The organism is Frankia sp. AgKG'84/4 (genome assembly GCF_023242965.2).
GTDB lineage: Bacteria > Actinomycetota > Actinomycetes > Frankiales > Frankiaceae > Frankia.
This window is the reverse complement of the sequence record NZ_JALKFU020000809.1, coordinates 1-1049: the sequence shown is the minus strand read 5'-3', so window position 1 is coordinate 1049 and position 1049 is coordinate 1. Positions and strand designations below refer to the sequence as shown.

2 protein-coding genes are annotated in these 1049 nt (G+C 77.6%); both read right to left on the bottom strand.

Annotated features, from left to right (window positions below; genetic code table 11):
• Positions 1 to 717, bottom strand: a 717-nt coding sequence (locus tag MXD58_RS25375) for an MFS transporter (RefSeq protein WP_250610178.1), incomplete at its 3' end; no start/stop codon positions are given.
• Positions 714 to 1049: hypothetical protein (locus MXD58_RS25370; RefSeq protein ID WP_518478682.1), on the bottom strand; the 336-nt coding region annotated here is incomplete at its 5' end. The genes MXD58_RS25375 and MXD58_RS25370, both read right to left, overlap by 4 nt.

The window sequence follows — 1049 nt, the reverse complement described above, 5'->3', positions numbered from 1 at the left end:
GGCACCCGCATCCGCGCTGGCACCCGCATCCGCGCTGGCAACGGCGCCCGCACGCGCGCTGGCGCTGGTACCCGCCCCGGCGGGGGTGCTGTCCGCCGCGGGCACGGCCCGCAGCGCCCGCAGCGCCACGACCCCCGCGGCGACCGTGAGCGGCAGCAGCCCACCGAACACCCAGCGCCATCCCACCTGCGCGGCGATCAGGCCGGACAGCGCCGGCCCACCGAGACCGGGCACCACCCAGGCGGTTGACAGCACCGCGAACACCCTGGGCCGCAGCGTGGCCGGGTAGACCCGGCCGATGGTGGCGTAGGCGATCGCGGGAATCGCCCCGCCGCCGAGGCCCTGCAGCCCACGGGCGAGCACCAACACCGGCATCGTGGGCGAGACGGCGGCGAGCAGCAGGCCCGCGCCGAAGAACAGCAGCCCGGCGGCGAAGGGCCGCGCCGGTCCGCAGCGGTCGGTGCCCGTGCCGGCGAGCACGATGCCGATGATGGTGCCGAGGAAGAAAGCGCTGGTCGCCCAGCCGTAGAGGCCGACGCCGTGCAGGTCGGCGGCCACCGCGGGCAGGACCGTGATGACGGCCAGCGCCTCGAACGCGACCAGCGTCACGATCGTGACGAGCCCGGCGGTGAGGGTCCGTAACCGTCGGTCCCACAGCGAGGTCACCGCCGGTGCCTCCCCGCGGCCGCCCGCGGCCTGCGCCCCGGGGGTGCTCATGCCCGCAGACGCAGGCCGCCGCGCGGCGTCGGGTGGAAGCCGGCCCGGGTCAGTGCCGCGCCGAGCGCGCTGGCGGCCACCGCCTCGCCGTCCGCCTTCTCCACGGTCAGCCGGCCGAGCGAGCCGTCGACGACCGCACGGGCCAGCGCCTCCACGGCCAGGGCGGTCACATCGTCCTGGGCGGCCCAGGACAGCAGCGACCGTCCGCCGCGCTCGACGTAGAGGACGAGTTCGCCGTCGACGAGGACGACGAGCGCGCCCGCCTTGCGGCCGGGCCGGTGGCCCGCCGCGGTCTCCGTCGACGCCTCGGGCCGCGCCGGCCAGGGCAGCGC